The sequence below is a fragment of the Kitasatospora phosalacinea genome, from assembly GCF_000717185.1.
GTDB classification, from domain to species: Bacteria; Actinomycetota; Actinomycetes; order Streptomycetales; family Streptomycetaceae; genus Kitasatospora; species Kitasatospora phosalacinea_A.
Map to the genome: position 1 here is coordinate 1 of NZ_JNYE01000168.1, position 7,390 is coordinate 7,390.

The window sequence follows — 7,390 nt, forward strand, 5'->3', positions numbered from 1 at the left end:
GGCAAATGCACGGCCGAGCCAGGTTCCCTCTGCTCCGCCACCGCATCCTCCTCCAGTGACCACCACAGAGCGCTACCACCGATTACGGGACAGAGCCGACTACTGGACGGTCACCGACCGCTCCGGCACGGTGTATTCCTTCGGCCGCAACCAGCTGCCCGGCTGGAGTTCCGGCAAGCCGGTGACCAACTCCGTCGACTCGGTGCCGGTCTACTCCGCACACCCGGGCGACCCGTGCTACAACGCCGCGGGGTTCAACTCCTCGGTGTGCACGATGGCCTACAAGTGGCACCTGGACTACGTCAAGAACGCCCGCGGCCAGGCCATGTCCTACTGGTACACCCAGGACACCAACTACTACGGCCAGAACCAGGGAGCGAGTAACACCAAGTACGTCCGCGACTCCTACCTGGCCCGGATCGACTACGGCTTCCTCGACAACGGCGCCTTCGGCACCGTCCCCAACCAGGTGCAGTTCCTCACCGGCCCGCGCTGCGTCGCCACCACCTGCGACCCGATCTCGTCCTCGAACGCTGGCACCCAGTACCCGGATGTGCCGTTCGACCTGATCTGTAACAGCGGCACCACCTGCACTTCGCACTGGCCGTCGTTCTTCTCCACCGTCCGCCTCAAGCAGATCGTCACCAAGCAGTACTCGACCGCGACCTCCCAGTACACCCCGGTCGACACCTATAACCTGGTGCAGACCGAGCCGCCCACCGGTGACGGCACCTCGCCTACCCTGTGGCTGGCCTCCGTCACCCGTACGGCCAGCGACACCAGTGCCGGCGGGACGGGTTCGATCACGCTCCCGCCTGTGGTCTTCGGCGGTACCACCATGCAGAACCGGGTCGACACCGCCAACTTCCCCGGCATGTACCGCTACCGGCTCACCTCCGTCACCAGCGAGCTCGGCGGCCTGACCCAGGTCACCTACGGCCTGCCCAACCCCTGCACGCCCGCCTACACGGCCACGGCTAACGCCTCGACCAACACCAACTCCTGCTATCCGGTCAGTTGGACGCCGAAGTTCTACACAGCACCGGTCACCGACTGGTTCCAGAAGTACGCCGTCACCAGCATCCTGGAAACCGACCAGACTGGCGGCGCATTTGCCAGGAGCACCTCCTACGAGTACGGCGGCGGCGCTGCCTGGCACTATGACGACAATGAGGTCGTCCAGCCCAAGTACCGTACCTGGGGGCAGTTCCGCGGCTACGCCGACGTCACCACCCGAACCGGCGACGGCACTCGCGACCGATTCACCAAGAGCAAGACCAGCTACTACCGCGGCATGGACGGTGACTGGCTCTCCGCCAACTCCACCCGCACCGTCTCCCTGACGGACTCTCAGGGTGCCTCGCACACTGACAGCGACCAACTCTCCGGTATGGCCCTCGAAAGCACCGCTTACAAGGGTGACGGCGGCGCGGTTGAGAACCTGGCCATCACTTCGTACTGGGTCTCTCCGGCAACCGCGACCCGCAGCCGCACTGGCCTCCCCTCCTTGACAGCAACGGCGGTCAAGGAGGCTGAGAGCTACAGCCGACAGGCCGTCACATCGACCACGCCCACCACGTGGCGGGTGAGTGAGACCAACAACAGCTATATCTCGGACCCGGCGGACACCAAGTTCGGCCTGCTCACGACTACTTACTCGCACACCGTGCCGGCGAACGCCGCCTACGACCAGTGCACCATCTACTCCTACGCCGCGGCAAACACCAGTCTGAACCTGGTGGGCCTGGTCGCCTCGCAGGAAACTGATTCCGTGGCCTGTGGTGGCTTCACCGAGGGCTCGATCGCCTCGTCCCCGTCCGGGTACAACACGCTCACCGCCCCTGCCACGGTCAACCGACCCGCGCAGGTGCAGTCCGCCACCCAGACCTTCTACGACGATCCGACCTTCTCCACCACCTTCCCGCAGGCAGCGGCGCCGACAGTCGGCAACGTCACCATGAAGCGGAGCGCCTCCGACTACACCGGTGGCGCCTTCACCTGGCAGACCGGCGCGCGCACCACCTACGACACCTATGGGCGCCCGCTGGTGGTGAAGGATGCGAACGGCAACGCCACGACGGCCTCGTACACCGTCAACGCGGTGGGCCTGACCACCGCAGCGACGGTTACGAACGCCAAGAACCAGGTGGCCAAGTCCACGATCGCACCAGCTCGCGGCCTGACCATCTCCGCGACCGATGCCAACAACATCACCACCACCAGCCAGTCGGACGCCCTCGGCCGCCTGACCGGGGTGTGGACACAGTCCCGCCCCACCGGAGACCCGGCCAACCTGAAGTACAGCTATACCGTCTCCAACACCGGGCTCTCCGGGACGACGACGGACAAGCTCAACGACACCCTCACCTACGCCACTTCCACCACGATCTACGACTCGCTCGGACGTGTCCGTCAGACCCAGACCCCGACCCCGCAGGACGGCCGTCTGATCACCGAGTCGTTCTTCGACTCCCGTGGCTGGGTCTCCAAGACCAACACGGCATTCTGGGACCCGGACAACCGCCCCGCGATAGCACTCGCCGCCAACGCCACGGACCAACTGGTCCCGACCCAGGAACGCGCCACCTACGACGGCCTCGGCCGTGCGGTGCGGGTCGACTCGATCAAGAACAACGTGGTCCAGGAGAGCACGACCACCGTCTACGGCGGCGACCGCACCACGGTCATCCCCCCTGCCGGCGGCACCGCCAAGACGACGGTGACCGACCCGATGGGCCGCGTCGTCGAACTCGACGACTACACCGCCCGGCCCACCGTCACCCCGCCGGCCGACACCTACACCGGCACCTACACGCTCAGCGGCGGCACCAGCCAGGCCATCACCTACGGCTTCGACGGCCACGGACTGCAGAACACCGTCACCGCCAACGGCTCCACCTGGACCACCACCTACAACCTGCTCGGCCAGGCCACCGGCAAGAACGACCCCGACGCCGGGGTCAGCACCATGCAGTACGACGCGGTCGGAAACCTGATCCAGTCCACCGACTCACGCGGAAAGAGCACCAGCACCACCTACGACGCCCTGAACCGCGAGACGGCCACGTTCGCCTCGACGATCGCAGCCCAGTCGGACACCACCCGGATCGCCTCCTGGGTCTACGACAACGACAACAACGCCGTCACCGGCATGACCAACCCCATCGGCCACACCACCACATCGACGTCCTACGCCAATGGAGCCGCCTACGAGACCCAGGCCGCAGGCTTCAACGTCTTCGGCGAATCCCTCGGCGAAACCGTCAAAATCCCCGCGGCCGAAGGCACAGCCCTGGGTGGCAAGTCGTACGTGTACTCGCACACCTACACCGGCACCGGACTGCCCAACACCGACACCTACCCCTCCGGCAACGGCCTGCCGGCCGAGACCGTGCTCCACACCTACCGGTCCGCCTTCGACCTGCCGGACAGCCTGGCCTCCGCCAGCTACGGCTACACCCAGGAAACGACGTACGACGCCTGGAGCCGGGTCCTGCAGTCCCAGATCGGCAGCACGACCAGCTACGGCATCATCACCAACACCTACGACGTCCACACCGGCCGCCTGAACGAGCAACTCGTCCAGCGCTCCAATACCGGCACCCCCAGCGCTGTCGACCTGCAGCACTACGACTACGACCAGGCCGGCAACACCACCCGGCAGGTCTCCACCCGTCTCGGAGCGACCTCCGAGACCCAGTGCTTTACCTACGACCAGCTTGACCGCCTCACCCAGGCGTGGACCGCCACCGACTCCTGCGCGGCCACCCCCACCACCACGGCACACTCCCAGGTCGGCGACGCCATACCCGGCGGCGCCTACTGGACCGAATGGGCCTTCGACGCCCTCGGCAACCGCACCAACCAGGTCGAGCACTCCACCACCAACGGCGCCGACGCCATCACCACCTACTCCTACAACGGAAACGGCAAGAACCAGCCCCACACCCTCACCTCCACCAGCAACAGCAGCACCTTCGCCTACGACACCGCCGGCAACACCACCAAGCGCACCACCGCCACCGGCGGCACCCAGACCCTCACCTGGGACGACGCCAACCGCCTCACCTCCATCACCGGAGGAACAGCCGGCAACAGCTCCTACGTCTACGACGCCGACGGCCAGGTCCTGCTCCAAAAAGACCCCGGCACCACCATCCTCTACCTGCCCGGACAGCAGTACACCCTCAACACCAGCACCCAAGCCGTCACCGGCACCCGCTACCTCGCCCTACCCGGCGGCGGCACCCTCGTACGCACCGGCAGCCTCACCAACTACCGCTTTGAGATTGCCGACCCCCACGGCACCTCTAGCCTCGTTTTCGACCGCACCGTCCAGACACCCACCTGGCGCCAGTTCACCCCCTACGGCGCCCCCCGCGGCACCGCCGCAACCTGGCCCGACAACCGAGGATTCCTCAACGCCCCCACCTCCACCGCCACCAGCCTCACCATCCTCGGCGCCCGCCAGTACGACCCCACCACCGGCCGCTTCATCAGCCTCGACCCACTCTTCGACGCCACCAACGCCCAACAACTCGGCGGCTACAACTACGCAGCTAGCAACCCCATCGCCAAGAGCGACCCCACCGGCCTGCGCCCCGACGGCGTATGCGGCGGCCACAGCATCTGCACCAGCAACGAACTCGGCAGTCAGGGCGACCAAATCATAGAGTCCTGGCGCCCCTACCAGGGAGGCTGGAACGACTTCTACTGGGACCCGCAAAAGGGCGAGGACAAAAACCACGCCTACATGACGGGTAACAACGTCTACCTGGTGTATCCCGAAGGAACATTCCGCGAGCGCCTGAGGGCTGCGTTCGATATCGCCTCTTATATTCCTGGCCTATCGATCGTTGGCGCTATCGGCGGCGCAATCATGGACATCCAGGATGGCAAATACCTGGACGCCGCAATAGGGATTGCAAGCGTCATTCCTGGCGGAAAAGAAGTCACAAGTGCAGGAAAAGTTGCCCAAGCAATCAACAAGACCCAAAAAGTGCTCGACGAGGCCGATAAAGTCGAAAGCGTAATCGACACCGGCGTTGCAGTCACATGCATGATTCAAAATGCCACGCATAGCTTCCTTCCTGGGACTAAGGTCCTACTTGCCGATGGCAGCTCCAAGCCAATTGAGGATGTAGAGGTTGGCGATCGAGTTATTTCGACGAATCCGGAGAGCGGTGATACCGCCACCGAGAGTGTAGATCGAACAATTCGGACGCCGGATGATCAAGAGTTCACAGACCTCACCTTCGAGGCCTCCGAAGAAAGCCCCGAGCCTTCTCGTGATTATACTTCAAACAAGATAACTTCAACCCAGCACCACCCTTTCTGGGATGTCACGACAAATAAATGGACAAATGCCGCCGAGCTGAAAGTAGGCGACAAGGTTCTGCGGCCAGACAGGCGCACCTTGACGGTCCACTCGGTGGCGAACTATCACACCGCCCCCCGCGTGGCCCATGATCTAACGATTTCCAATATCCACACGTATTATATTTTGGTTGGGTCGGCACCGATTTTGGTGCATAATGTTGATCCGCCGTGCGACGAGACGGGGCTCGATTGGGCAGATTCCGCTGCGGATAACTTTACCTACCCGGGTGGAACTAGCGGATCCCTGTGGATTGACCAGGCAGACGCGCCCATCGATTTGAGCAGCGGGCAAGGAAACCTGGTTCCTGGCTTCCAGCCGCCCCCAGGTATGCTGAACGCAAATAAGAATCATGCTGAGACGCAGGCGGCCCATATGATGCATAAATGGACCGTTCCTGGCGGAATCCCTGTAAATGCGACACTATTCATCAATAATTATCCAGTGTGCAGTTCCTGTCGCGCATCGCTTTCAACCATGATTCCGACAGGATCAACTCTGCGCGTAGTTTATCGGCTACCGAGCGGGCCGATCAAGCGCAAGAAATTCCCTATAGGATAAAGCCCCGCAAGCGGCCTCCATGCTTCATGGCATGGAGGCCGCTTGTGCCTACTGAGCCATAGATTAGTTCCTGACTACTTCATCCAGTTGATGCCAAGTTTATCAAGATAGGCAAGATGGTCCTGATGGTTTGATCCAGCCTCAATCGACCAGAAACTGCACCGGGGATCATCTGAAGCTTGAAAACTTGGGGCTGGACCAACATTAATGACAAGGAATTCGCTCATGAAAGTGCGATACCCAGGTACTGGCCAGCGCCACTCTCCGAATGCAACCTCGGTGGTCGGGGCAATTATCTGGGGGATCAAATCCACTTTCACTTCAGGGCAAAGGCGAAATGAATTTGCATTATTCACCCCCTCTCGAATTGTGGTGTGGATCAGTAGTTCTTCCAGGGACTCCGAGCATGGCTCCCAGGGGTGATGGAGTTCGGCATCGTATACTTGGGAAGGGTTTGAGGCATCGAAAGACCAGAGCCAATCTCGTGATGAATCAGTCATGAAGATCGCCTTCCCCTCCCGAGGCGAGATCTCCATCAGAGGAATCATTTTATTGTCGGCAATGATTGGCCTTGTCCACTGGGATGCAAGGGCGTGCCACTCCCTGAGTGGGCGCGGAAGCCAGGAGTACTCCGGGCCAAGAAAGGTCTTTGGTGAATCTCTTGGGCCATACCAGTTGGTAATAAATTGGGACAAATTGATGTCACTAGGGTTGATCATGGGACCATTATGGCATAAGCGAGGAAAGCTGTGGCGCATGCAGGACTCTACGATAGATGGATCGCCCATGTATGGAGCTCTGGATATTTATTTTGCTTTGGGGCCAGCAGATTAATAACCCGCCGAGTTGATCTCCGTTTCGGTCTGGTCTTGTAGGTATGCCGCGATGTCATCTGGTGTACGAAAGCGGGCGGTTGAGACGGTTGGCTGGTGCCCAGATGTTTCCAGGAAGGGGCGGACTTCACGGATGACTCGGCTGATGGTCATGATAGTGACGCCGAAGAGGTGCCCGAGAAGGTCCTGGGCGGCGATCTTGCGCTGGTAGAGGACCGTAATCAGGATCCGGTTTGCGGGGGTGATCTTCCCCTTGGGGCCTGCGCTGGGGGGCTTGGCTTGGCGGGCCGCCCCTGCGCTCAGTCCGGGAGCGCTCACGGTGATCTTCCAGGGCTGGGTGTGTTTACTGGACTTGATTGAGTGATGCCGGTCAGCCGTCCATGATCAGGCCGGTGGCAGCGAGGCAGCCGTCGATGAGGTCTCGGCGGTACTGGATCTGTTTGAGTCGGCACTTCACGGCCCGGGTGATCTGGCCGAGGCTGGCTGCGGCGAGATTGCCGATGTCGCGCTTGACCAACGACTACTCAGGTTGAATTCGCCTTGTTGGGGTGCTGAGGGCTGTCGATCGGTGGGTATGTCCCATCCGTGCGATACGCGCAGGGGGGCGGGTTCACTGCCC

At 62.1% G+C, this 7,390-nt stretch carries 4 protein-coding genes; 1 reads left to right on the plus strand and 3 read right to left on the minus strand.

What is annotated here, in order from left to right:
* The first annotated feature begins 55 nt into the window (after nt 1–55).
* On the plus strand, nt 56–5,938 hold the full coding sequence (locus OO57_RS36705) for a polymorphic toxin-type HINT domain-containing protein (RefSeq protein ID WP_051778722.1): 5,883 nt from the start codon (nt 56–58) through the stop codon (nt 5,936–5,938).
* A gap of 74 nt (nt 5,939–6,012) precedes the next feature.
* On the opposite strand, the gene OO57_RS44435 is transcribed toward OO57_RS36705, so the two are convergent.
* From OO57_RS44435 to OO57_RS45005, 3 genes are all read right to left on the minus strand, one after another.
* Nucleotides 6,013–6,657 (minus strand): hypothetical protein, encoded by a 645-nt coding sequence (locus tag OO57_RS44435; protein WP_158715371.1) that lies wholly within the window; start codon nt 6,655–6,657, stop codon nt 6,013–6,015.
* A gap of 111 nt (nt 6,658–6,768) precedes the next feature.
* Nucleotides 6,769–7,089: a transposase family protein gene (locus OO57_RS36710; protein WP_033257177.1), complete on the minus strand. Its 321-nt coding sequence runs from the start codon at nt 7,087–7,089 to the stop codon at nt 6,769–6,771.
* A gap of 52 nt (nt 7,090–7,141) precedes the next feature.
* Nucleotides 7,142–7,288: a hypothetical protein gene (locus OO57_RS45005; RefSeq protein WP_199811400.1), complete on the minus strand. Its 147-nt coding sequence runs from the start codon at nt 7,286–7,288 to the stop codon at nt 7,142–7,144.
* Between the last annotated feature and the right edge of the window lie 102 nt (nt 7,289–7,390).